General features: G+C 65.8%; 18 protein-coding genes and 1 pseudogene. 12 read left to right on the plus strand and 7 right to left on the minus strand.

The features are described 5' to 3' along the window. Window positions 1–11 precede the first annotated feature (11 nt). The 9 genes and pseudogenes from WDLP6_RS15575 to WDLP6_RS15615 all read left to right on the plus strand — a co-directional run bounded on the left by WDLP6_RS15575 (window position 12) and on the right by WDLP6_RS15615 (window position 7,261). Window positions 12–1,247, plus strand: coding sequence for an aconitase X (locus WDLP6_RS15575; protein WP_162593071.1), 1,236 nt, complete (start codon window positions 12–14; stop codon window positions 1,245–1,247). Next, window positions 1,244–1,663, plus strand: coding sequence for an aconitase X swivel domain-containing protein (locus tag WDLP6_RS15580; RefSeq protein WP_162568042.1), 420 nt, complete (start codon window positions 1,244–1,246; stop codon window positions 1,661–1,663). Before WDLP6_RS15575 ends, WDLP6_RS15580 begins: the two co-directional genes overlap by 4 nt. Window positions 1,664–1,674: 11 nt before the next feature. Beyond that, window positions 1,675–2,448 carry a GntR family transcriptional regulator gene (locus WDLP6_RS15585; RefSeq protein ID WP_162593072.1) on the plus strand — a complete coding sequence of 258 codons (774 nt, stop codon included), beginning with the start codon at window positions 1,675–1,677 and terminating at the stop codon, window positions 2,446–2,448. Window positions 2,449–2,609: 161 nt separating this feature from the next. After that, window positions 2,610–2,831 (plus strand): transposase family protein, encoded by a 222-nt coding sequence (locus WDLP6_RS15590; protein ID WP_162593073.1) that lies wholly within the window; start codon window positions 2,610–2,612, stop codon window positions 2,829–2,831. A gap of 369 nt (window positions 2,832–3,200) precedes the next feature. Next, window positions 3,201–3,774 (plus strand): annotated as a pseudogene (locus WDLP6_RS15595) (FAD-dependent oxidoreductase); the annotation flags it as partial. A gap of 193 nt (window positions 3,775–3,967) precedes the next feature. Beyond that, entirely contained in the window at window positions 3,968–4,897 is a 930-nt protein-coding gene (locus WDLP6_RS15600; protein ID WP_232077079.1) for an amino acid ABC transporter substrate-binding protein, read from the plus strand. A 44-nt stretch (window positions 4,898–4,941) separates the two neighbouring features. Continuing rightward, window positions 4,942–5,655 (plus strand): amino acid ABC transporter permease, encoded by a 714-nt coding sequence (locus WDLP6_RS15605; RefSeq protein WP_162593074.1) that lies wholly within the window; start codon window positions 4,942–4,944, stop codon window positions 5,653–5,655. A gap of 46 nt (window positions 5,656–5,701) precedes the next feature. Beyond that, window positions 5,702–6,385: an amino acid ABC transporter permease gene (locus WDLP6_RS15610; RefSeq protein ID WP_162593075.1), complete on the plus strand. Its 684-nt coding sequence runs from the start codon at window positions 5,702–5,704 to the stop codon at window positions 6,383–6,385. Between the two features lie 33 nt (window positions 6,386–6,418). Then, window positions 6,419–7,261, plus strand: coding sequence for an amidohydrolase family protein (locus WDLP6_RS15615; protein ID WP_162595112.1), 843 nt, complete (start codon window positions 6,419–6,421; stop codon window positions 7,259–7,261). Window positions 7,262–7,710: 449 nt separating this feature from the next. On the opposite strand, the gene WDLP6_RS15620 is transcribed toward WDLP6_RS15615, so the two are convergent. Genes WDLP6_RS15620 through WDLP6_RS15635 form a run of 4 tightly spaced genes read right to left on the minus strand, consistent with a single transcriptional unit; the run spans window position 7,711 to window position 11,762 of the window. Continuing rightward, on the minus strand, window positions 7,711–8,448 hold the full coding sequence (locus WDLP6_RS15620; RefSeq protein WP_162593076.1) for an amino acid ABC transporter ATP-binding protein: 738 nt from the start codon (window positions 8,446–8,448) through the stop codon (window positions 7,711–7,713). A gap of 22 nt (window positions 8,449–8,470) precedes the next feature. Further along, a complete protein-coding gene (locus tag WDLP6_RS15625; protein ID WP_162593077.1) occupies window positions 8,471–9,451 on the minus strand; it encodes a tripartite tricarboxylate transporter substrate-binding protein in 981 nt (326 codons plus the stop codon). A gap of 29 nt (window positions 9,452–9,480) precedes the next feature. Next, the gene (locus WDLP6_RS15630; RefSeq protein ID WP_162593078.1) at window positions 9,481–10,662 is read right to left on the minus strand and encodes a M24 family metallopeptidase; all 1,182 of its coding nucleotides are present in this window, start codon (window positions 10,660–10,662) and stop codon (window positions 9,481–9,483) included. A gap of 38 nt (window positions 10,663–10,700) precedes the next feature. Then, window positions 10,701–11,762 (minus strand): threonine aldolase family protein, encoded by a 1,062-nt coding sequence (locus tag WDLP6_RS15635; RefSeq protein WP_162593079.1) that lies wholly within the window; start codon window positions 11,760–11,762, stop codon window positions 10,701–10,703. Window positions 11,763–11,882: 120 nt separating this feature from the next. Here WDLP6_RS15635 and WDLP6_RS15640 point away from each other — a divergent pair, with 120 nt between their 5' ends. Next, window positions 11,883–12,761 (plus strand): LysR family transcriptional regulator, encoded by an 879-nt coding sequence (locus WDLP6_RS15640; RefSeq protein WP_162593080.1) that lies wholly within the window; start codon window positions 11,883–11,885, stop codon window positions 12,759–12,761. Between the two features lie 1,077 nt (window positions 12,762–13,838). On the opposite strand, the gene WDLP6_RS15645 is transcribed toward WDLP6_RS15640, so the two are convergent. The 3 genes from WDLP6_RS15645 to WDLP6_RS15655 all read right to left on the minus strand — a co-directional run bounded on the left by WDLP6_RS15645 (window position 13,839) and on the right by WDLP6_RS15655 (window position 18,834). Further along, entirely contained in the window at window positions 13,839–14,795 is a 957-nt protein-coding gene (locus tag WDLP6_RS15645; RefSeq protein ID WP_162568044.1) for an alpha-E domain-containing protein, read from the minus strand. 20 nt (window positions 14,796–14,815) lie between these two features. Continuing rightward, window positions 14,816–16,330, minus strand: a complete 1,515-nt coding sequence (locus WDLP6_RS15650) for a circularly permuted type 2 ATP-grasp protein (protein WP_162593081.1) — start codon at window positions 16,328–16,330, stop codon at window positions 14,816–14,818. Between the two features lie 95 nt (window positions 16,331–16,425). Continuing rightward, window positions 16,426–18,834: a DNA internalization-related competence protein ComEC/Rec2 gene (locus tag WDLP6_RS15655; RefSeq protein ID WP_162595113.1), complete on the minus strand. Its 2,409-nt coding sequence runs from the start codon at window positions 18,832–18,834 to the stop codon at window positions 16,426–16,428. Window positions 18,835–19,000: 166 nt separating this feature from the next. Between WDLP6_RS15655 and WDLP6_RS15660 the strand changes: the two genes are divergently transcribed. Continuing rightward, window positions 19,001–22,519, plus strand: a complete 3,519-nt coding sequence (locus WDLP6_RS15660) for a transglutaminase family protein (protein WP_162593082.1) — start codon at window positions 19,001–19,003, stop codon at window positions 22,517–22,519. Between the two features lie 27 nt (window positions 22,520–22,546). Continuing rightward, window positions 22,547–25,255 carry a circularly permuted type 2 ATP-grasp protein gene (locus WDLP6_RS15665; RefSeq protein WP_162593083.1) on the plus strand — a complete coding sequence of 903 codons (2,709 nt, stop codon included), beginning with the start codon at window positions 22,547–22,549 and terminating at the stop codon, window positions 25,253–25,255. Window positions 25,256–25,257: the final 2 nt, after the last annotated feature.

Genomic DNA, 25,257 nt, shown 5'->3' on the forward strand with positions numbered 1-25,257 from the left:
ACCGAGATGTCATGAAACTGAACGAACAAGAGCAAGCCATCCTGGCGGGCGAAGCAGGGCCGGTCCCGCGCTGGGCCCTTCAGCACCAGATCGCCGTCGGCGATTTCTTCGGCGCCGAGGATTTCGTGCCGGTGACGCAGGCGCACATCATGGCCGACACCGAAAGCCTGGGCCAGGCCGGCGTGATGTGGCTCGAGAAGCTGGCCGCGACGCGCGAAGGCCAGCGCACCGTGCGCATTCCGACCATCACCGATCCGCGCGGCACCGACTTCGCCAAGTCCGAGGTGCTCGGCCAGAGCGAGTGGATGCTCGAGCTGGAGCAGCGCGCCATCGATGCCTTCGTGCAGCTCGGCGTCTCGATGACCGACACCTGCATCAACTACCAGACCATCCAGGCGCCCACGCGCGGCGAGCACCTGGCCTTCGGCGACACGGGCGTGGTGATCTATTCGAATTCGGTCTGCGGTGCGCGCTCGAATTTCGAGGGCGGCCCTTCCGCGCTGTCGGCCGGACTGACCGGGCGCACGCCGCGCTACGGCTTCCATCTCGACGCGCAGCGCCAGGCCACCGTTCGCTTTCGCGTCGACCACACGCCGCAGAGTCTCAACGAATGGGGCGCGCTGGGCGGCGTGATCGGCCGGCTTGCGGGCAACTACTGGTCGGTGCCGGTGGTCGAAGGCCTCGACGGCGCGCCCGGCTCCGATGCGCTCAAGCACTTCGGCGCCGCGATGGCGAGCTTCGGCTCGATCGCCCTCTTCCACCTGGTCGGCATCACGCCCGAGGCGGTGCGCATCGAGGATGTCGGCGGCGAGCGGCTGCCGCTGGCGCACCGCATCGGCGAGGCCGACATCCGCGCGCTGCAATCGCAGTACGCGGCGAGCGACGAAATCGACGTGGTGGTCTTCTCCGCGCCGCAGCTCAGTCTCTACGAACTGCGCGAGCTCTCCGCGCTCTGCGAAGGGCGCCGCTTCCAGCGGCCGCTGCTCGCGATCACCAGTCCGCAGGTCAAGCCGGACTGCGACCGCATGGGCTTCACCGCAAGGATCGAGGAAGCCGGCGGCCATGTGATGTCGGGCATGTGCTTCTACCAGTCCTATGCGCGCGAGATGGCGGATGCGAAGGGCTGGAAGCGGCTGGCGACCAACAGCGCCAAGCTGGTGAACATTCTCGGCGGCTACGGCTACGTGCCGATGCTGGCATCGATGGAGCGCTGCGTGCAGGCAGCCGAAACAGGGAGGCTGGCATGAGCGGCAGCAACAGCAGCGAATGGCTGGCACGGCACGCGATCGGCCAGCGCGTGCGCGGCGAAGCGCTGGTGGCGCACGATGGCTTCTCGGCGCGCTACGACCTCGACCGCAACCGCGGCATCTTCTCGCGGCCTGCGCACCAGCTCGCCGGCCAGTCCTATGCCGGCAAGATCCTGGTGCTCGACACCGCCAAGGGCGGCGTGGCGAGCGCCTGGATGCTGCACGAGATGGCTTCGCGGCGGATGGTGCCGCTCGCGATCGTGTTCAACACCGTCAACCCGATCCTGGTGCAGGGCGCTGCGTTCGGCGGCATCACGATGCTCGCGGGCTTCGACGAGGACATCACGGCGAAGGTGCCGCACGGCGCCACGGTCGAGATCGATCCCGTGCGCAAGTCCTTGCGCGTGCTGACCTGAGCCGGCGCGACATGGCGATGCCGCGTTCGAGCGCAATGACGGTCGATCGGGCGACCGCCGTCTCGCTCTACCAGCAGATCGCCGACCGGCTCAAGGCGGAGATCGCCGGCGGCGCCTTCGCCACCGATGGGCGGCTGCCGGCCGAGCGCGAGTTCATGACGCGCTTCGGCGTCAGCCGCGTGACGGTGCGGCAGGCGATGGCGCAGCTGTTGCGCGACGGGCAGGTGGTGCGCAAGCAGGGCAAGGGCACTTTTGTCGCCGGCCAGAAGCTGCAGCACGAGCTGCATTCGATGCGCGGCTTCTACGATTCGCTGCTGCAGCAGGGCGTGCATCCGAAGACGCGGCTGCTGGCGTTCTCGGCCGTCGGGCGCGATGCGGGTGCGGGCAAGGAGCACGGCTTTGAGCTGCGCCGTCTCTACACGGTCGACGACGAACCGATCGCGCTGGTCTGCGCATGGCTGCCGCCGGAGGCCGCGGCCGTGTCGTGGCAGCAGGCGAGCGAGCATCCGATCTACGGCATCCTCGAAAAACTGCTGAAGCTGAAGGTCGCCCGCGCGAGCGTGCACATCCGGGTGCAGCCGGCCGATGCGGACGTCGGCAAGGCGCTGCGACTGGCGAAGAAATCCTCCGTGCTGGTGATGGCGCGCGAGTCCTTTTCCGCGGATGAACGATCGCTCGAACGCAGCACCTTCTTCATCCGGCCCGAGCGCTATGAGTTCGTGCTCGATACCTTTGGGCCGTTGCCGATCAGTTCTTCGATTCGGGATGCCGAGAAGGGGGTGTAGTTGCGCCCTCTCCCTCTGGGAGAGGGTTGGGGTGAGGGCGCTGGGCCTTTGAACTGTTGTCTTCGCTGGTTAGGCCGTTGGCCGGGAATTCGCCCCGGCGGGCGACTCACTTGTTTTGTCTTGCCAAAAGAAGTAAGCAAGAAAAGGCGACCCCACTGCGCGTGTCCCTCCGCTTCGCTGCGGGCAACCTGCATCGACACGGTGGGCAAACACAGAGCTACATCGACACGCCGATCCGAGGCAAGCATGTCGTTCTCCACGTTGAGCGGCAGCGCTATCGCTGCGCTGGTTGCGGCAAGACCTTGTTCACTACGCTGGATCAAATTGATCCGAAGCGGCTGGCGACGACGCGATTCGTCCGCTATGTGGAGACTCTTGCCTGAAGCGAACCTTTGCCGACCTGGCGCGCGAACTTGGCGTAGCCGACAAGACGGTCCGACATATCTTCGACGATTACGTGGAGCGGTTGAAGAGCGAGCTGCCGTGCGTAATACCAGAGATTCTGGGCATCGACGAATTGAAGATCGTCGGCGAGTACCGGGCCATGCTCACTAATGTCTCTGAGCAGACGCTGTTTGACATGCTTCCCACCCGCAAGAAGGTGGATCTTGTGCGGTACTTTCCGGACTCTTCCCGGCAAGGAGAAGGTCCGCGTCGTGACGATGGACCTGTGGAGCGTTTATCGCCAAGTCATCGAGTCTGAATTCCCAGTCCATGTGACTTCATCCTCGGCCGAAGGCATCGCACGTCGCAGCTTCGATGCGCTCATCGTGTGTGCTGGCACAGGAAGTCGCCGGCTGGCTGCGGCACTGGGCGACAGGGTCAACGTGTACCCGGTCAAGGGGTACTCCATCACCGTCAACCTGGGCGATCGCGCCAGCCAGGCAGCCGCTCCCGAGGTGAGCTTGCTGGACGACGCGACCAAGATCGTCACCAACCGGCTCGGCTTGAACCGATTCCGGGTGGCGGGCACGGCGGAATTCAACGGGATCAACCGGGACATCCGCGCTGATCGAGTGAAGCCGTTGCTTGACTGGGTACATCAATGCTTCACGGAGATAGACACGCGCAGCGTCGCGCCGTGGGCCGGACTGCGTCCCATGATGCCGGACATGCTGTCTCGAGTCGGCAGGGGCAAGGCTCCCCAACGTGTTCTACAACACGGGGCACGGACACTTGGGATGGACCCTGGCGGCAGCGACCGCGGAGACGGTCAGCCAGGAAATCGAAGGCGCTTTGCCATTAGAGCGAACGCTGTTCGCACCGCCCTTGACCACCAGGGCGGTGCAGGCGCGCGCGGAGCAGACTGACACAGCTGGCGTGTAGCTCAGGGCGTGCCAGGTGGCCGCCGACCCGCTTGATTCATGAGATTGGCTCAAAGCCAAAATGCGAATCTGTCAATTCTCATCGCAAGCGAATGCGGCTAGATTACATCGGGTCGGCAGTTCACGGCGCGAAGGCACCCGCTGTCACCGCGCTCCTTCGCAATCCGGTCGGTTGATTAACCTGGGAAGAGATCATGAACAGCAAAAGTCTGCTTGCGTTTGTCGCAGTTGCCTCCGCCGCAACTGCGTTGGTGGGTGCCGCCACTTCGGCATACGGGCAGGCTCCCAGCCGCCTCGACAAGATCAAGGCGGAGGGAAGCATCTCGATCGGATCGCCAACCAGCTCGCTACCGTTTGCCTTCAAGGACGGCAACCAGAATATGGTCGGCTATTCGATCGAGATCTGCCAACGCATCGCCGACCAAGTCAGGGCGTCCCTCGGCGTACCGAAGCTCGATATCCGCTACGTGCCGGTCACGTCGGCCACGCGTCTGCAGTTGCTGGCGAATGGGACCATCGACCTGGAATGCGGCAACACCACCAATACGGCGGAACGGCATCAGTTCGTCGACTTCGCGCCCACGACTTTCGTAGCCAAGGTGGTGCTGCTGGGAAGGAAAGACAGCAGGCTGGACATGAACGACGTGCGGCAGTTCAGGGGCAAGACCGTGACCAGCTTGTCCGGGGGGCTGAACCTGGCAGTCATCGAGAAAATCAACAACGAGCAAAAACTAGGAATGTCCGTCGTCCCGGTCAAGGACGCGCCCGAATCGTTCCTCTCCGTCAAAACCTCGCGCGCTGCTGCAACGGTGGCCGATGACGGGATGGCGTATGCGCTGGTTGCCACTTCGGGCGCACCTGCGGATTACGTGATCGGGACCAAGGCCCTGATGGTGGCACCGTACGGGATCGTCATGCCGAAGGACGACCCCCGGTTCAAGAAAACGGTCGATGCCGCCGTCATCTCCCTCATTCGTAGCGGAGAGGTGGCGCGGATCTATGACAAGTATTTCAATTCCCCGATCCCGCCGCACGGCATCGACCTCAGATACCCGATGAGCGCGGAGCTCAAGCGAGCCCTTGCCAACCCGAGCGACTCGCCGGACCCGCAGGCGTACGAATGAGGCTGCAGCGAATTCGGAAGACGGAGAACGACGGTTAGACGGCCATGAACTATGACTGGAACTGGTCGATTTTCGGCCAGATGTCTCTCGACGGCGTCCACACTTTCCTGCAATCGATACTGATCGGGACAGGGTGGACCCTCGCCCTGGCTGTCTGCGGCTGGATCTTTGGCCTTGCCTTGGGACTGGTTTTCGGCATCGCGCGCACGGTTCGCAGCAAGCCGCTGCGCGTCGTGTCCGCCGCCTACGTCGAGTTCTTCAGAGGCATTCCTTTGCTGGTCCAGATGTTTCTCTGGTATTTCGTCGTGCCAGAACTCCTGCCGGCGGAGATGGGCCGCGCGATCAAGGGGCTGCCAATTCCGTGGGCACAGTTCGTTCCGGCGCTCCTATGCCTGAGCTTGTACCAGGGGGCGCACATGACCGAGATCATCAGGGCCGGGGTGCAGTCGGTGGCGCGCGGCCAGAAGAATGCCGCTGCGGCGATGGGCTTCAGTCCGGCCCAGGTTTACCTGTACGTGCTCCTGCCGCAAGCCTTCAGATTGATCATTCCTCCCTTGACCTCGCAAATGATGTCGACGGTGAAGTCATCATCCGTCGCGATGACCATCGGACTGCTCGAGCTGACGGGTGCAGCCCGGTCCATGCAGGAGTTCAGCTTTCACGTCTTTGAAGCGTTCTCGGCGGCGACCTTGATCTACCTTTTGCTGAACGTGACGGTGGTGCAGGCGATGCGCCGACTGGATCGATCGTTCAACTGACACCCGGAACGCGAGCGCGCCGAAGAGTTGGTTCGGGAGTCAAAGAATGAACATCTTGCAGAGCCTCGGTTCCGGCGGTGAACTGACCTACTTGTTTGCAAGCGGGATGCGCTTCTCGCTCGAACTGACGTTGGTCGCCACGCTGGCGGGCATGCTGCTCGGAACCTGCCTGGCCGTGCTCCGGGTTGCGCACATTCGGGTCTTTTCGAACCTGGCCGCACTCTACGTGAATGCGATGCGGTCGATTCCCTTGTTGCTGGTGATCTTCTGGATCTACTTCCTGGCGCCATATCTCCTGGGATGGCTGACAAGGTCGACGCAGCCCGTCCAGGTGGGTGGCTACACGTCTGCGTTCGTCACCTTCATCCTGTTCGAGAGTGCCTATTTTTGCGAAATCATGCGGGCGGGCATCGGTTCAGTGCGAAAGGCCCAGACCCACGCAGCTTTCGCGCTGGGCATGAACTATCGACAGGCGATGATCCTGGTCGTGCTCCCGCAGGCGCTCAGGAACATGGCTCCGGCGGTGTTGTCGCAAATCATTGTCCTGTTCCAGGATACGTCCCTGGTCTACGTGCTATCACTGACGGACTTCTTCGGTGCGGCATCCGAAATTGGGCAGCGGGACGGACGCGTGGTGGAGTTTTATATCTTCGCGGCCGCCGTTTATCTCGTCATCTGCGTCATCGCCTCGGGCGGGGTGAAGTACCTGCAGCGAAAAGCCATCGCCTGAGTGGACGCACGAACTCGAATGTCAACGCAAGTCATGGCTTCCCGATTGATCATCCCTCCAAACGCCTGTGATTGCCACCTTCACATCTTCGATCCCCGCTTTCGTGAGCGCCTCCCTGCTGACGACATGAGTGCGGTTTCGTGCACGGCTGCGGCTTACGCGCGGGTTCAACGGGCATTGGGCATGGAGCGCGCGGTCGTCGTCACGCCCAGAAACTACGACACGGACAACGCCGTCACCGTCGATGCCATTGCGCAGCTGGGAGTCTCACGTGCAAGGGGTGTCGCGGTAGTACGCCCCGACGTCAGCGACGCGACGCTTCACTTGCTCCACGACCAGGGCATCCGCGGGATCCGGTTCACTCTCTATACGCCAGAGCATGCACCGACCTCGTTCGACATGGTCGAACCGCTGGCAGCCCGCATCAAGGCAATGGGCTGGCACGTGCAACTGCATTGGACTGCAGATCAGATCGTGGCTCACGAAGACCTGCTTCGCCGGCTGCCGGTGGAAGTCGTCTTCGACCACCTCGGCAGACTACCTGTGTCGAGAGGCCTCACGCACCCTGCCGCAAGCACCATCGAGAGATTGCTCGGTGAGGGCCGAGCCTGGATGAAGCTCTCAGCGCCGTACCTGGACTCGGGGCGCGGCGGGCAAAGCGCGTATGAGGACGTTGACGCGGTCGCCAGGCACTGGATCCAGATTGCGCCGTATCGCGTGGTCTGGGGCAGCGATTGGCCCCATACGTCGGTGCAGAATCCTCCGAACACGGCTGTGTTCGTGGCCAAGCTTTGTTCGTGGGTCGATGATCAGGCCTGTCTTGATCGAATCCTCGTGTCGAATCCAACACGCCTTTACTGGGATTGCCAAGCCTAGACGCCCACGGCGTGGTGCGGTCGAGGGCTGTGCCGGCGAGGCAGATCTCGGTTCCTCAGGCCAGGGGCAACCGAAGGCAAGCGCGACGCGAGGCGCAAGAGGTCGAATTTGCGGCGGATTCGCGCCCCAAGTTTCGCAAGCCCGAACGGGGAATGGACCACCAGGCGCATGTCGCACTTGACACGCAAGAGGCAGTTCGGACACCGCGCATATTGACTATCACTGCCCTTGCTGAAGAGGAAATTCGCTGCCTGTGCTGATCTCGGGCGAATCTATTTCAGTACCAAGGTGGGGAGCCTGCGTTCCGAGACGGCGCCGTCGACAAGGTCCACATAGTACGAGAAGCTCTTGTCGTTGACGGCGACCGCCCGGGCGAATTTCCCATCCTCGAAATAGAGTCCCGCCAAGTCCCATAAGTTTGATGTATGGCAGCCGCGTTGGACGGCTCACTATTGGGTAAGGATGCGGTCCAGGAAGTCCTTGGTACGGGGATGCCGCGCCGCCGAAGGATGGAAAAATTCGTTCTTCGCGCAGTCGACCAGGATCCGGCCGCCTACATCCATGAAGATCACGCGATCGGCGACCTTGCGAGCGAAGCCCATTTCATGCGTGACGACCATCATCGTCATGCCTTCCCCGGCCAGGCGCACCATGACGTCCAGGACCTCGCCGACCATCTCCGGGTCGAGGGCTGAGGTCGGCTCGTCGAACAGCATCACCACAGGATCCATGCTCAGCGCTCGGGCGATCGCGACGCGCTGCTGCTGGCCGCCGGAAAGCTGTCCCGGATACTTGTCCTTGTGCTGGGTCAGCCCGACCCGTTCCAGCATCCGCAGGCCTCTCTGGCCGGCTTCCAGGCTGCTCCGTCCCAGCACCTTGATCTGTGCGAGCACCAGGTTCTCCGTGACGGACAGGTGCGGAAACAGTTCGAAGTGCTGAAACACCATGCCGACCCTGGCACGCAGCGCCGGCAGCTTTGTTCTGGATGCGTGAACGTCAACGCCGTCGACAATGATGGCACCGCCTTGAATCGTCTCCAGCCCGTTGACCGTCTTGATCAACGTGGACTTGCCGGATCCGGACGGGCCGCAGACAACCACGACCTCCCCTTTTTCGACGCGGGTCGAGCAGTTCTCGAGCACTTGCACCGGTCCGTACCACTTGGAAACGTTGCGGATCTCGATCATCTTCGGTTTCCTTAGCTAAGAGCTACTTCATCACGCGTGCAATCTCCTGCATCTCCGCTGCGAACACTCGGTCGTACTGCTCGCCGGGCACGCCAAGAGATAGATCAGCAATATTGTTGGCCTTGATGTAATCACTGAAAACCTGTCCAGTGCGGGCTTTCAGGATCGCCTGCTGCAGTTGCTGGTACCCCTTCGAATTGTTCCGTGCGAACGCGGCAGAGACAACGTAGACCCCATTGCGGCCGAGAAACTCAGGCGATGGCATTGCGACGCCAAGCGATTTCAGCTGGATTTCCAGCGTCTCTGCCTCGGGCCAACGGGGGCTCTTCTTGTTCGAGCCGATGAAGAGCGCCGTGGTCTTGGAGCGCATCGTTGACCGCGCGAAGTCGTCGCCGAGGTTCGCGGTGACATCGCCGGCCATCAGGGCAGTGATCGCTTCCGAGCCCCCCTTGTAATTGACCACCAAGACATCGATCTTGAGCTTGTCGATCAGCCACCTGGCCATCACCTCCTGCGCGGTCCCGCCCGCGACGGAGATGGAGAGCTTGCCCGGGTTTGCCCTTGCCTGCTCCACGAACTTGACGAAGTTCGAGATGTTCGAATCGTTTCTGACCAGGAACACCCGCGGCTCGTGCAGGTCGGCCATGATCACCCGGAAGTCGTCGGCGCTGAGCGCAGCATTCCCGCGGGCGATGACAAGATTGAGGTCCGGCTGGTTGATCGCCAGCACGGCAGACCCGTCTGCGCCGTCACGTAGCAGCGCCATGGCTGCGATCTGCCCACCTGCTCCCGGCTGGTTGCGAACGACGACGGTGCGACCCAGGACTCCCTGCAGCGGCGACGAGAGCAGGCGCGCGAAGGTATCCGTGCTGCCGCCGGGCGGATAGCCGACGATGATTTGCAGCGGCTTTTGGGCGAGGCTGATGCCAGGAATGGCTGTTGCCGCCACGGCCGCACCGAGTGCAGAGGTGAAGCGGCGGCGATTCATCGGGAAGTGCGTCATGGGTGCTCTCCGGGTGCGGGTTTCCACAATCAACCAAGCAGACGCGCGTCGTACGGGGTCGTGTTGAGTTGTTCGAAGCCGTTCGATGTGACGACGACGACGTCTTCGAGATGCGCGCCGCCGACTTCCGGCTGGTCCGGCAGCACGATGCGCGGCTCGAGGCACATGACCATGTTTTCTTCGACGACGAAGTCCACGCGACGGTCGACCAGCGGCTCGCCGTGCAATCCGTAGCCAAGCTGGTGCCCCGTGTTGCCGCTGTAGACATAGTCGCCCCACCCGCTGTCCACGATGACTTCCCGCGCACGTGCGTCGATCGCCTTGCCGGTCACTCCCGGGCGGATCATCTTCTTCGCTTCCTGCAGGGCGAGGTATGTCGCCTGGTAAATCTGCCGCTGCTTGGCGGTCGGTTCTCCACCGCAAAGCACCGTCCGCCCAAGGTCGGCGGTATAGCCCTTCACGACCGCGCCGAGATCGAGAATGACCATCTCGCCGGCCTCGATGACCTTCTCGGTGGCGATGCGCTCGAACATCGAGGCATTCGGGCCAGACGCGATCAACGGAATGAACGGCTCGAACTCCGAACCCGCACGCCGCATCGCAGTGACGGCAGCGGCGGAAACCGAATGCTCGGTCACTCCCGGCCGGATTGCTTCGATGGCAGCCAAGGCGCCGAGATCCGCCACGCGCAACGAGGCGCGGATCAGATCCACTTCGATCGGGTGCTTGACCGCCGTGAGTTGCAGCCACATCGGGGTGACGTCATCGATCTCCAGCTCCGGGCAGGCTTTGGTGAGACCTCTGTACACCATGTGCGGCATGACGTCCGTGGCGATCCGGCCGCGGCTGACGCCATAGTCGGCCAGCATCTTTTCGATGACCTCGTGCCACTTCGTCACGTGAGGCAATCGGAGGGCGTCTTGGATGTCTGACTTGAACTGAATTCGCAGGTCGTCGCTGCCGGAGATGTACCCCACTACCGGCGGCTTGCCCTTCACCACCAACGCAACGTATTCGGGTTCCAGGAACGGGCGAAAACCCTTGACGTAAAAGTCTGTCACCCATCGCACCGCCTCTGCCTTGCAGAAGAGGAAGGCGTCGAAGCCGGACTGCTCCAGCGCTTTCTGAAGCTTTTGTTGCTTGATGGCGTGAAGGGCATCGCCCGCGTAGAAGCTGGGCGGCTGTTTTTTGAACGCGATTTTCTTGTTCATGATTGGATACCGGTGAGTGGAGGACGAAGAGGTGGAGTTCAGACGCTTGGAGCGGTAGCCGTGGCTTCTGCCACCAACCTGAAGGCGGTGACGGCGCTCGTGACGGAGGTTTTGTCTACGTGCCGATGCGTCACGCAGCGCAGCAGGTGGGGTCCCCAGGGCCGGACCAGCACGCGGCATTCGCGTAGATGGGCCTCCCACTGCTTGGCTGTCATGCCGGTTGCCGCCACGTTGACCTGCACGATGTTGGTCCGGGGCGGCTTGACGCGCAGTGCCGGAATTGCGCTCAAGCCCTCTGCGAGCTGTTGGGCCGTGGCGTGGTCTTCAGCCAGCCGCGCAACCTGTGAGCCCAGGGCTTCGAGGCCAGCCGCCGCGGAAATTCCGACTTGACGCTGCGCCCCTCCGATTAGCTTTCGCAGCCAGCGGGCTCGATGAATGACCGGTTCGGGCCCGACCAGCACGGCCCCCATCGGGGCGCTCAGTCCTTTCGACAGGCACACCGAGACGGTATCAGCTTGGTTGCAGATGCTGGCCACGGACTCACCGAGTGCCAACGCTGCGTTGAAAAGCCGCGCACCGTCAAGATGCACCCGCACGCCGGATGCTCGGCACAGCTCGAACACCTTGCGCATGTGGTCCAGTGAAGCCACTGCACCACCTTCGTTGTTATGCGACGTTTCGATGCAGACCAGGCCGACCTGAAGATTGCCTTTCGTCGATGCCAATGCGGCTGCCAGCGCGTGCAGGTCCAGCGCTCCTTCGGGGTCAGGGATGGGGTGGTAGAAGGCGCCGGTAAATGTGGCTGCTCCGCGTTCCGCGGTGTAGATGTGGGAGCCGGCCCCGGCCAACACGACGCCTTGCCGATCGACTTGCGCCAGGATGGCCAACAAGTTGGCCATGGTCGCACTCGGCGCATACAGCCCTGCGGGCTTGTCAAGAAGCCTCGCTGTGTGCTGCTCGAGCTCAATGGCCGTGGGATCGCCATCCAGCCCGTCGTCCCCGAGCGGCGCGAGGCGCATCCGTTCATACATGGAGTCGGTTGGCAAGGTCACGGTGTCGCTTCGAAGGTCGACGAGGGTCGGGGATTTGAAACTTCTCATTGACTTCAGTCTTCGGATGGTTTGCGCCGCCTGCGAGTGCTGCGCGGTACAGCCGTAATTTAGACAGGGAGACCTGTTAAGAGAATTGATATATTCAAATTTCCAATGTGGGAAAAACTCATGAATCTCGCTACCTTGCAGACGCTTCGCGCCATCCTGGTGCACGGAAACTTCACCGCCGCCGGCGCTGCCGTTGGCTGCACACCCAGCGCTGTGAGCCTGCAGATCAAGCAGCTGGAGCAATACTTGGGTCAACCACTTTTCGACCGGAGCACTCGTGTGGTCCGGCCCACGCCCTTCGCGATCGAAGTGGCGTCCGCGGCATCGGAGTTCGCCGATCGGATCGAGGCGCTTCGCTCGAAACCGTCCCTGATGGTGGAAGGCAAAATTCGTCTTGGCGTGATCACGAGCATGCAGAGCGACTTGTTGCCCGAGGCCCTTCGCACGCTCGGCCGCCGGCATCCGTCCCTCGAGGTGCAAGTACCGCCTTTGAATGACACGGACGAACTGCTGGCCGAGCTGCGCGCGGGCCGGATAGAAGCCGCACTAGTCGCCCGGCCGGAACACGGCGGCTCCACGCGGATGGTGTGGCACGAGGTGCATCGACAGCCGTACGTGATGCTGGCCCCCCCCGATGTCCTGCAGTCCGAACCCCGCGTACTCCTGAAGACGCACGGGTGGATTGGCTACGACACGGGCCTGTCGGGTGGCCGCGTCGCAGCTCGCCAAGCCCGCCTGCTGGTTCCGCACCTCCGCCCACGGATGGAGCTGCGCTCAATGGACGCGATCGTCTCCATGGTGGGGGTGGGCATGGGCGTGACGATCCTGCCTCGACCCAGGAGCCGATTGCTCGCAGCCTACAAGGTGCAGGAGTTCAGCCTCGGACGGACTGCGCCCTTTCGCCGCATTTCCCTGGTGTGGCGCCGCGCTGATGAGGGCAATCGCAAGATCGCTGCCGTGCTCGAAGGCTTCGAACACTTCAGGAGCGGAGCCTCGTGACTGGTTGGATCAGTGGATCATCGGGCAAGCACTGCGACGTGGTCTTCCTCCTGGCAAGAGTTTGAGGTTCTCCTCGCGCTACTAAGACCGCCCGGTCGTCGCGTGGCCACGGGCATCAAGACCGCACTGATGCCGCATGCGAAAAGTGCCCGGGATGCGAATGCTGGACGGCCGCTTCCATCCGCAACGCATGCCCCCGGCCCGTGTCCATTCGCAAAACGCGGGGCGCCATCTCCGATTTCCTTGCACGTACTCGCGATCGGGTTTGTGGAGTCCCTTCACCGGGACGGCATCGACGGCGTGACACGGCGTGATCGGGAAGCAAGACTGAGGGGTCAGCGACCCGAGTCTTAAGCCGATAGCGATTGGGCGCGGAAGCCGGGCGAGTCGTGGAACCGCCCGGCTCAGGCGCACAACGAACTCTAGGCGCGTGATCTCGGGGTGACTCGGCGCCGGTGCACGATGTCTGCTACCTAACGGAGCCGTCGGGCTGCAATTGCGGGCTGTGCAGCATGAAAGTAGCAGCGGTGCCCGCCGGCGCTCAACGCAATGCCAAATGCGTGCTGCGCGCCAGACGCGCACCCTCGGTACGCACAGAGGGGATGAGGGTCAACACGCCTTGGCGCGTCCTTGTGTGGGGCGGTGCGGTGCGAAGATTGCGTGGATGGGTCAGTGGATGCGGTCAGAGGTCGTCGATACTGCCTACCCGCAAACGAAGAGTGAAATTGGCAACGAGCAAACGGCAATCGCCGATTGGCAGTCGCACTCCATATTGTTGGCTGTTCCGCAGCCGAGCGAAGCGACGGCCCGAGAAACACAAACACGCGCCATGGCGCGTTGCCCCTCATCCCCTCTGCGCGCGCCGAAAAGCGAGCACCGCAGGTTGCCCGTAGCGAAGCGAAGGGACGCGCACAGTGGGGTCGCCTTTTCTTTGGTTACTTTCTTTTGGCGAAGCAAAAGAAAGTGACTCGCCCGCCGGGGCGAATTCCCGGCTCCAGGCCCAACCAAAGACAACAACGGTTCAAAGGCCCGATGCCCTCACCCCAGCCCTCTCCCAGAGGGAGAGGGAGCAAGAGTTCAGTGCGTAGGCACCAGAAAATCCTGGCTGATCCGCCACCCCAGCTCGTTCACACGATCCAGAAACTGCGTCAGATAAGCATGCAACCCGGTCGCAAGAATCTCGTCGACCCGTCCGTACTGCAAATCGGCCAGCAGCTTGCCCGCACGCCGCTGCGTTTCGGCGCTCTGCTCGTTCTTGACCTTGTCGAGATTGCTCACCACTTCGTGCAGACTCGCATGCAGTGAGCGCGGCATGTCGACACGCAGCATCAGCAGCTCGGCCACGCGCTCGGGCTTGATCACGTCACGGTACACCTTGCGGTACACCTCGAAGGCCGAGACGCTGCGCAGGATCGCGCTCCAATGGTAGAAGTCGTACTCCTGATCCTCCTCGGTCGCGGCGCCGAAGAACTCGCTGTTGAGCGCATGGAACTTGACGTCGACCAGCCGCGCCGTGTTGTCCGCGCGTTCGAGAAAAGTACCGAGGCGCGAGAAATAAAAGGCCTCGTCCTGCAGCATGGTGCCCAGCGTCACGCCGCGCGACAGGTGCGAGCGGAACTTGACCCACTCGAAGAACTGCCCCGGGTCGCGCTCGAAATCGCCGGCGCGCAGCATGCGGTTGACCTCGAGCCAGGTCGTGTTCTGCGTCTCCCAGGCCTCGGTGGTGAGCGCGCCGCGCACCGCGCGCGCGTTCTCGCGCGCCGCCCGCAGGCACGACAGGATCGACGAGGGATTGGATTCATCCCGGACCATGAACTCCATCACCTCGCGCGGCGCGATGTGCGCATGCTTCTCGTTGAAGAGCGGCAGCAGTTCGCTGATCGACAGCAGCCCCTGCCAGCCGTACTTGGCGACCTCGGCCGACTGCGGCAGCAGCGAAGTCTGGTAGTTGACGTCGAGCATGCGCGCGGTGTTCTCCGCGCGCTCGGTGTAGCGCGACATCCAGTAGAGGTGATCGGCGGTGCGTGACAACATGGTGCGATCTCCTCTTGCGGTCAGGTCGACGGGGTTTGCGCTTGCGCTTGCGTTTGCGACTGCGCCGGCACGCGCGGCCTGGCGCTGCGATCGGCCTCGAGGATCCAGGTGTCCTTGGTGCCGCCGCCCTGCGACGAATTGACCACCAGCGAGCCTTCCTTGAGCGCGACCCGCGTCAGTCCGCCGGGCACCATCTGCACTTCCTTGCCCGACAGCACGAAAGGCCGCAGGTCGATGTGGCGCGGCGCGATGCCGGCCTCGACGAAGGTCGGCGAGGTCGACAGCGCGAGCGTCGGCTGCGCGATGTAGCCGTCGGGTTTGGCCAGCACGGCCTTCTTGAAGTCCTCGATCTCGGCCTGCGTCGCGGCCGGGCCGATCAGCATGCCGTAGCCGCCGGCGCCGTGCACTTCCTTGACCACGAGGTCCTTCATGTTGGCCATCGTGTAGTCGAGCTCGTCCTTGTTGCGGCACATGTAGGTCGGCACGTTCTTGAGGATCGGCTTCTCGTTCAGGTAGAACTCGATCATCTTCGGCACATAGGGGTAGATGGACTTGTCGTCCGCCACGCCGGTGCCGACCGCATTGCAGATCACGACGTTGCCTTCGCGGTAGGCGCGCATCAGGCCCGCGGTGCCCAGCGTCGAGGTCGGGCGGAACACTTCGGGGTCGAGAAAATCATCGTCCACGCGCCGGTAGATCACGTCCACCCGCTTCGGCCCGCGCGTGGTGCGCATGTAGACGAAGTCGTCCTTGACGAAGAGGTCCTGCCCCTCGACCAGCTCGATGCCCATCTGCTGCGCGAGGAAGGCATGCTCGAAGTAGGCGCTGTTGTACATGCCGGGCGTGAGCACCACCACCGTCGGCTCGGCGGTCGCGGGCGGTGCGGAGGCGCGCAAGGTTTCGAGCAGCAGGTCGGGATAGTGGGCGACCGGCGCGACGCGGTTCTGGCTGAACAGGTCGGGGAAGAGCCGCATCATCATCTTGCGGTTCTCCAGCATGTAGCTCACGCCGCTGGGCACGCGCAGGTTGTCCTCCAGCACGTAGTACTCGCCCTTGCCGTCGGCGTCGGGTGCGCGCACGATGTCGATGCCGGAGATGTGCGAGTAGATGTCGTTGGGCACCTTCACGCCGGCCATCTCGGGCCGGTACTGTGCGTTGTTCAGGATCTGCTCGGCCGGCACGACGCCGGCCTTGATGATTTCCTGGTCGTGGTAGACGTCGTGGATGAAGCGGTTGAGCGCGGTCACGCGCTGCACCAGGCCTTTTTCCATGCTCTCCCACTCGTGCGCCGGGATGATGCGCGGCAGCAGGTCGAAGGGAATCAGGCGCTCGGTGCCGGAGCCGTCCTCGTCCTTCGCGCCGTAGACCGCGAAGGTGATGCCGACGCGGCGGAAGATCATTTCGGCCTCTTCGCGCCGCGATCGCATCACCTCGCCAGGCTGCTGCGCGAGCCATTGGTCGTAGCGCTTGTAGTGATTTCGCACCGCTGCGCCGTGGTAGGGCAGCTGCTCGTACATCTCGTCGAATTTGTGCATGGGACGACCAATCTCCTTGGCCGTAGCTTAGCAAGTTCGAGGCCAAAGTCCGTCGGATTTCGCGCCCCTGCGAGGCGCCCGCCATCAAATTCGGCTCAGGGCACGAGGTGATGCCAGTAGCGCCGGGCCTCCTGCCGCTCGCATTTCACGGTGCCCGGAACCACGCTTGACCACGTGGCCGCGCCGCAGTGCGGCGAGTCGACGACGGCGATGCCGCGCGCGCGGTAACGCGCGATCACCTCCGGCGCCGGATGGCCGAAGCGGTTGCGCCAGCCGGCCTGGACCAGCGTGATGCGCGGCTGCACGGCATCGAGCAGGAAGGGGCTCGACGAGGTCTTGCTGCCGTGGTGCGGCGCCAGCAGCACGTCGGCATGCAGGGCCGTCGACCGGCCCGCCAGCGCCATCTCCTGCAGCCGCTCGATGTCGCCGGCCAGCAGCGCCGACGCATGGCCGTTGTCGATGCGCAGCACGCAGGAGACGGCATTGGGCTTGACCGATGGCGTGTAGTCGTCCGCGAGCGGATGGACGATCTCGAACCCGACGCCGTCCCAGGTCCAGTGCTGGCCAGCCACGCAGCGCTGCGCCGCCCGCAGGGCCTGCAGCGGATGCCCGGCCTCGATCGAACTCAGCAGGCGCGCCTGCGGCTGCATCGCGAGCACCGCGGGCGCGCCGCCGGTGTGGTCGCTGTCGCGGTGGCTCAGCACGAGCAGATCGAGCCGCTCGCCGAAGGCGCGCAAGAGCGGCACCAGCACGCGGTGGCCGGCATCGCTTTCGAGGCTGTAGCGCGGGCCGGTGTCGTAGAGCAGGCTGTGCGTGGCGGTGCGCACCAGCACCGCATTGCCCTGGCCGATGTCCGCGGCCAGCAATTCGAACTCGCCCGCGGCCGGGCGTGGCGCCTGCCACAGCAGCACCGGCAGCAGCAGCGGCAACCCGAGCGCGCGCATCGACCACGGCAGCCGCATCGCGAGCAGCACGCCGCCGGCCACGCCCGCCATGGCCGCCCACACGGGAGGCGCGGCCATCGACACGGTCGCGAAGGGCAGACTGGCCAGCCATTGGAGGAGCCAGGCCAGCACCTGCACCGACCGGGCAGCCACGTCCCACAGCGGCGCCCATGCGACGCCGAGCATGGCGAGCGGCGTGACCACGAGCGTGACCCAGGGGATCGCGACCGCGTTGGCCAGGAGGCCGACGACGGAGATCTGCTGGAACAGCAGCAGGCCGAGTGGCGTCAGCGCCAGCGTCACGACCCATTGCTCGTGCCACAGCCGCGCCGCCCGGCCCATCCAGCCGGGCCGGCCTTCGCCCTGCGATCCGGGATCGGCAGCAAACAGCACGCCGACGGCCACGAAGCTCAGCCAGAAGCCCGCCTGCATCAACGCCCAGGGATCGACCCCCACAACGACCGCACAGGCGCACAGCCAGACGAAAGGCCAGGGCCAGCGACGCCCGGCGAGACGCAGCAGACCGACCGTGACCAGCATCAGCACGGTGCGCTGCGACGGCACGCCCCAGCCGCTGAAGACCGAATAGAGCGTCGCCAGCAGCACGCCGCCGACCAGACCGGCCTGCTGCGCCGGCCACCACAGCATCAGCCGGCCGCTGCGGCGCCAGAGCGCGCCGACTGCCAGTGCGGCAAGCCAGGCAAACATGGTGATGTGCAAACCTGAGATCGACATCAGGTGCGCCACGCCGGTGGCGCGAAACACATCCCAATCGGCGCGCTCGATCGCGTTCTGGTCGCCGGTGACGAGCGCGGCGATCACGCCGGCCATGCGCCGGTCGGCGACGCGCTCGAAGACCGCATCGCGCACGGCCTCGCGCGCTCGCTCGACCGGATGGCGCCAGGTGTCGCCGATGCGCTCGGGGCGCGCGTCATGGGCGCCGGTGCGCACGTAGCCGGTGGCCTGTTCGCCCTGCTCCCACAGCCGCAATTCCTCGTCGAAGCCATGCGGATTGAGGCTGCCATGCGGCGCCTTGAGCCGCACCGTCATGCGCCAGCGCTCGCCGGCATGCACGGGCGCGGGCAGGCCGCTCGCCGCTCTTTGCAGCGAGGGGTCGTCGGACGCGCGGCCCCAGAGGCCGGTGTTGTCCGCATACCAGCCGAGCGCGATGCGCGGCGGCACGCGCGGCGGGCCGCCCTCCTTCGTCGCACCATCGGCCCAGCGCACCGACTCGACTTCGAGCGGGAAGCGCGCGGCAGCCTCGCTGCGTTGCGGCATCTGCGCGACCACGCCCACCACGTCCACGTCGCGACCTTCCAGCGCCGGCGCGAGCGCGTCGTCCGCATACCAGGCCGATCGCCAGCCTGCGGCGCCGACACCGGCCAGCACGCCCAGCAGCAGCGCCGCGGCGAGCATGCCGAGGCCGCGCGGCAAGCGGCGGCCCACACGCAGCAACCCCATCCCCGCTACCGCGGCCGCAAGCATCGCCGCATAGATCCACCAGCGCCACAGCGCCGCCTGCTGCAATTGCAGCGCCGCGCCCGGCACCGAGCCCGCCATCACGGCAAAGGCACCGAGGCCACGCGTTTCCGGGCCCGGCGTCAAACGAAAACTCCCGACGACATCTTGCAATCCATCCCTTGCGCTTGTTCTGTGGCGCGCTAATTGCTATCTGCGTGGGCTAGTATGCGTCTCACCCGAGGCCCGCTCGACGTCACGAGAAAAAATGTCCATCCACGCCGCTCTCCACCACGTCACGCACTACCGATACGACCGCCCGGTGCAGCTCGGGCCGCAGGTGATCCGGCTGCGGCCGGCGCCGCATTGCCGCAGCCAGGTGATCTCGTACTCGCTGCGGGTCGAGCCCGAGCAGCACTTCATCAACTGGCAGCAGGATCCGTTCGCGAACTACCAGGCGCGCCTGGTGTTCCCCGAGAAGACGCGGGACTTCAAGGTCACGGTCGACCTCGTGGTCGAGATGGCGGTCTACAACCCCTTCGACTTCTTCCTCGAGCCGCAGGCCGAGAACTTCCCCTTCACCTACACCGAATCGCAGTCGCAGGAACTCGCGCCCTACCTCGTGGCCGACCCGGCCACGCCCCTGGTGCAGGCCTATCTCGACAAGATCGACCGCAAGCCGCAGCGCACCATCGACTTCCTGGTCGGCCTCAACCAGCAGGTGCAGAAGGACGTCGACTACCTGATCCGCATGGAGCCCGGCGTGCAGACGCCCGAACAGACGCTCGCCAACGGCTCCGGCTCCTGCCGCGACTCGGGCTGGCTGCTGGTCCAGTTGCTGCGGCATGTCGGCCTTGCGGCGCGCTTCGTCTCGGGCTACCTGATCCAGCTCACGCCCGACGTCAAGGCGCTCGATGGCCCGAGCGGCACCACGGTCGACTTCACCGACCTGCATGCATGGTGCGAGGTCTACCTGCCCGGCGCCGGCTGGATCGGCCTCGATGCCACCTCGGGCCTGATGGCCGGCGAAGGCCATATCCCGCTCGCCTGCACGCCGACGCCGTCGAGCGCGGCGCCGATCGAAGGCGGGGTCGACCATGCCGAGGTCGAGTTCGGCCACGAGATGACCGTCACGCGCATCCACGAATCGCCGCGCGTGACCAAGCCCTACACCGAAGCGCAATGGGCCGAGGTGCTGGCGCTCGGCGACGCCGTCGATGCGCGCCTCGCGGCCGGCGACGTGCGCCTCACGATGGGCGGCGAGCCGACCTTCGTGGCGACCAGCGACCGCGATGCCGCCGAGTGGAACACCGACGCGCTCGGCCCCACCAAGCGCGGCTACGCGACCGAACTCGTGCACAAGCTGCGCGCCGAATACGGCCAGGGCGGCTTCCTGCATTTCGGCCAGGGCAAGTGGTACCCGGGCGAACAGCTGCCGCGCTGGGCGCTGTCGATCTTCTGGCGCGCCGACGGCCAGGCGCTGTGGCACGACCCCGCGCTGTTCGCGGACGAGCGCCATCCCACGCACTACACCAGCGAGCATGCGCGCCGCTTCACGAGCGCGCTGGCGGGCAAGCTCGGCCTGACCGACCGTTTCGTGCAGGCCGGCTACGAGGACACCTACTACTACCTCTGGCGCGAGCGCCGCCTGCCGGTCAATGTCGATCCCTTCGATTCGAAGCTCGACGACGAACTCGAACGCGTGCGCCTGCGGCGCGTGTTCACGCAGAAGCTCGATGCCGTGATCGGCTACATGCTGCCGATCGAGGCCGCGAATGCCGACATCGATGCACCCGCGCTCGCCGGCCCGGGGTGGAAGACCGGTCCCTGGTTCCTGCGCGACGACCGCATGTACCTGATCCCCGGCGATTCGCCGATGGGCTATCGGCTGCCGCTCGATTCGCAGCCCTGGGCGAGCAAGAGCGACTATCCCTACCTGATCGAGCGCGATCCGACCGCGCCGCGCGCCGTGTTGCCGAGTGCCGAAACACTGCGTGCGCGCCATGCGACCGGTGAGGGTGCGCAGGCGGCCGACATCGGCACCGTGCCCTACGCCTTCGGCACGCCGCAGCAATCGTCGGTTGCGCTGCGGCTGCAGGCCGCGCGAAGCCGCACGGCCGCGATGGGCGATGCCGGCACCGAGGCGAACGCGATGGCCGGCGTCGATGCAGCCGCGACGCGCCAGCCGCAACGCGGCGAATCGGCCGGCTGGGTCACGCGCACCGCGCTGTGCGTCGAGGTGCGCGACCCGCGCCGCGCCAATGGCCCGGCGGCAGAAAAGGTAGGCAGCGCCTCGGGCGTGCTCTACGTCTTCATGCCGCCGCTGGCGCGGCTGGAGGACTACCTCGATCTCGTCGCCGCAGTCGAGGCCACCGCGCGCGAACTCGGCGTGCGCATCGTGATGGAAGGCTATCCGCCACCGCGCGATCCGCGCCTGAAGATGCTGCAGGTCACGCCCGACCCGGGCGTGATCGAGGTCAACATCCATCCCGCGCACAACTGGCGCGAGCTGGTCGACCACACCGAGTTCCTCTACAACGCCGCGTTCGAGACGCGCCTGTCGGCCGAGAAGTTCATGACCGACGGCCGCCATACCGGCACCGGCGGCGGCAACCATTTCGTGCTCGGCGGCGCGACACCGGCCGACAGCCCCTTCCTGCGCCGGCCCGAACTGCTCGCCAGCCTGCTGCTCTACTGGCACAACCATCCGTCGCTCAGCTACCTGTTCTCGGGCCTGTTCATCGGGCCGACCAGCCAGGCGCCGCGCGTCGACGAGGCGCGCAACGACCAGCTCTACGAACTCGAGATCGCGCTCAAGCAGATCGCACGCAACCGCGAGATCCACGGCCAGAACATGCCGCCCTGGCTGGTGGACCGCACGCTGCGCAACATCCTGGTCGACGTCACCGGCAACACGCACCGCAGCGAGTTCTGCATCGACAAGCTCTATTCGCCCGATTCGAGCACCGGCCGCCTCGGCCTGCTGGAGCTGCGCGCCTTCGAGATGCCGCCGCATGCGCGCATGAGCATCGCGCAGCAGCTCCTGCTGCGCGCCTTCGTCGCCCGCTTCTGGGATGCGCCCTGCCAGGCGCCCGCGACGCGCTGGGGCACCGAGCTGCACGACCGCTTCCTGCTGCCGACCTTCGTGAAGATGGACTTCGCGGACGTCATCGCCGAGATGCGCCAGGCCGGCTTCGGCTTCGATGCCGACTGGTTCGCACCGCATCTCGAATTCCGCTTCCCGCTCGTCGGGCAAGTGCAGGCGATGGGCATCGAGCTGTCGCTGCGCAACGCGCTCGAACCGTGGCACGTGATGGGCGAGGAAGGCTCGGCCGGCGGCACCGTGCGCTATGTCGATTCGTCGCTGGAGCGCATCGAGGTGCGCGCGACCGGCCTCAACGAAAGCCGCCACGTGATCACCGTCAACGGCCGCGTGCTGCCGCTGCAGCCCACCGGCACGGTGGGCGAATTCGTGGCCGGCGTGCGCTACAAGGCCTGGAACCCGCCCTCGGCGCTGCACCCGGGCATCGGCGCCCATGCGCCGCTCACCTTCGACATCGTCGACACCTGGATGAAGCGCTCGCTCGGCGGCTGCCAGTACTTCGTCGCGCATCCGGGCGGCCGCAACTACGACACCTTCCCGGTCAATGCCTACGAGGCCGAGAGCCGTCGCCATTCGCGCTTCTCGCGCATGGGCCATACGCCGGGGCCGATGAGCACGCCGCCGGCGACCATCGAGCTGGCGGGCAGCCGCGAATTCCCGTTCACGCTGGATCTGCGACGCTGACGGGGGTGATGTGACAATCCACGGATCGTGGACTCACTGAACGAATCTCTCTTCGACGCACCGGCGCTGGAAGCACCGGCCGTGCTCGCGTCGGCGCTCGCCCCCGCCGCAGCGCCCGGACACTTCGACGAATTGCGCGGCGCGCCGACACCGCCGGAGCCATCTGCCACCGGCGTCGCCTCGCAGCCGGCGCCGCTGCACGATGCGTCCTCCGCCCCGTCCGTGCGGCCGGCCACCGGCGACGACCCGGCCACCGAAGAACGCCCGCCGCTCGCACCCGCCTGGTCCGCGTTCTTCGAGCATCTCGGCGCCGGCGGCTTCGGCGATCTGCCGCGGCGCTCGATCAACCTCGAGCGGCAGATCCGCGACAACGGCGTCACTTACAACGTCTATGCGGACGCCGACGGTCCGCAGCGGCCCTGGTCGCTCGATCTCTTCCCGCTGATCGTCTCGCCCGACAGCTGGGCGCAGATCGAGGCCGGCGTGCTGCAGCGCGTGCGCGTGCTCGACCGCGTGATGGCCGATGTCTACGGCGCGCAGCAACTGCTGGCCGAAGGCCTGCTGCCGCCGGCGCTGGTGCAGGGCCATCCGGGCTACCTGCGCGCGATGCACGGCGTCGCGCCGCCCGGCGACACCTGGCTGCACATCGCCGCCTTCGACCTGGCGCGCGGACCCGACGGCAACTGGTGGGTCGTCTCGCAACGCACGCAGGCGCCCTCGGGCCTCGGCTATCTGATCGAGAACCGGCTCGCGATCTCGCGCCAGTTCCCGCAGGCCTTCGAGGCGCTGCACGTGCAGCGCATGGCCGCGACCTACAGCGCGATGATGGAAGGCCTGCAGCACATGTGCCCGGCCGGCGCGCCGCCGCACGTCGTGCTGCTGACGCCGGGGCCGTACAGCGAAACCTACTTCGAGCATGCCTACCTCGCGCGCTACCTCGGCATCACGCTGGTCGAAGGCAGCGACCTCACGGTGCGCGACCAGCGCCTGTACCTGAAGACGCTGCAGGGCCTGCGCCCGGTGCACGGGCTCATCAAGCGCCTGGACGACGAGTTCCTCGATCCGCTCGAGCTCAGGCCCGACTCCACGCTCGGCGTGCCGGGTCTGCTGCAGGCGATCCGCGCCGGCAACGTGCTGGTGGCCAACATGCCCGGCTCGGCCTTTCTCGAATCGCCGGCGCTGCTCGGCTTCCTGCCCGCGCTGGCGCGCCGCCTGATCGGCGAGAAGCTGCAACTGCCGGCGCTGCCGACCTGGTGGTGCGGCGAACGCGCCGCCATGGAAGCGGTGCTGCCGCAGCTGCGCGATTGCGCGATCAAATCCACCTACGCCGGCTACGACACGCACACCAATTTCGACGCCGTGCTCGGCAGCCGCATGAGCCGGCGCGAACTCGACGAATGGGCCGGCCGCATCGTGCGCCAGGGCGACGAGCACACGGTGCAGAGCTACCTGCCGATGTCGCAGATGCCCACCTGGTCGCAGCGCGTCGGGCCCGGCCGGATCGCGCCGCGCTCGGTGCTGCTGCGCGTGTTCGCGGTCAGCGACGGCGCGCAGTCCTGGCGCGTGCTGCCCGGCGGCCTCGCGCGGCTGCTGGACGCCTCGGCCCAGATCGCGTCGATGCAGCGCGGCGGCAGCAGCGCCGACGTCTGGGTGCAGATGCAGACGCGCGGCGAGGTCGACCGCAGCACGCGGCTGCAGCCGCACGCAACGCCGGCCTCGCTCGCGCGGCATCGCGCGCCGGTGACAAGCCGCGCCGCCGAGAACATGTTCTGGCTCGGCCGCTACACCGAGCGCGCCGAGAACGCGGTGCGCCTCGCACGGCTCACGCTCGACCTGCTGGGCGGCGAGGATCTTTCTTCGCCCGCCCTGCTGACCTGGCTGCACGGCATGGCGGTGCGCAATGCGCTGGTGCCGCGCGAAGTGCCGAGCCCGCCGCGATCGCGGCGCGTGTTCGAGCGCGCGCTGATCGCGGAGCTGGGCGATGTCGAACGCGGCGGCAGCGTCGGCTACAGCCTGCGCTGCATCCGGCAGGCGGCTGCCGCGGTGCGCGAGCGGCTGTCGCAGGACCACTGGAACCAGATCGTGCGCGCCGAGAACGAATTCCTGCGCCGCTCGGCCGAACTGGCCGACGAGGCCGGCGACGGCGGCTATGCGAGCGGCGCCGCGCTGCGCAACCTCGAATCGGCGAGCGGCGCACTGGCCGCCATCACCGGCGCACAGACCGACCGCATGACGCGCGACGATGCCTGGCGGCTGCTGTCGATCGGCCGCCATATCGAGCGGCTCGGCTTCCTGTCGAGCGCGCTGCAGGCCGGCTTCGAGACCGCCTCGGTGCACGAGGTCAGCGGCTTCGAGGCCATGATCGCGCTCTTCGACAGCACCATCACCTTCCATGCGCGCTACCAGCAGCGGCGCGATGTCGCGACCATGGTCGACCTGCTGGTGCTCGACGGCGACAACCCGCGCTCGCTGGCCTGGGTCACGCAGACGCTGCGCGGGCGCATCGCGCGGCTGGCCGGCAGCGCGCCGGGCAAGCTGAGCGCGCTTTCGCACGAGCTGCCCGATCCCGCCGGCTGGACGCTCGAGCGGCTGTGCGAAGCCGGGCCAGCGGCCCGCTATCCGGCGCTGGAGCAGTTGCTGGGAGCCTGCGAGACCGCGGCCTACCATGTGTCGGATGCGATCGGCATCCGCTACTTCACCTTGACTTCCGACCCGGTACGCTCCGTCGGCGCCTGACC

This window comes from Variovorax sp. PBL-E5 (genome assembly GCF_901827185.1).
In the GTDB taxonomy this organism is placed as follows: Bacteria; Pseudomonadota; Gammaproteobacteria; order Burkholderiales; family Burkholderiaceae_C; genus Variovorax.